We start from the raw sequence: 217 nt of genomic DNA, 5'->3' as shown, positions 1-217 counted from the left end.
ATCTTGAGGATGTTCCATATCTTTTGAAAAATGAACTCTGGTTAATTGAGTTTTAACCTTTATTTCTTGATTAAAGTGAAAAGAGTTTCCCTGATTCCATACCACATAATCTGCGTATTTTTGACTAAAATCTAACAAACCCACATTCTTGTCTTTTCTAATAATCTGACGTATAAGTCGTCTTACTATTTTTTTAGGTTGTGCATCACCTTTAATC

At 30.9% G+C, this 217-nt stretch carries 1 protein-coding gene; it reads right to left on the bottom strand.

Annotated elements, in window-relative coordinates; genetic code table 11:
- A partial coding sequence (locus tag EOC06_RS41340) for a hypothetical protein (RefSeq protein ID WP_206631522.1) occupies nucleotides 1–217 on the bottom strand: 217 nt, incomplete at both ends.

The organism is Mesorhizobium sp. M7A.F.Ca.MR.362.00.0.0 (assembly GCF_004023175.1).
Lineage (GTDB): Bacteria > Pseudomonadota > Alphaproteobacteria > Rhizobiales > Rhizobiaceae > Mesorhizobium.
This window is presented reverse-complemented; position numbering and strand designations above follow the sequence as displayed.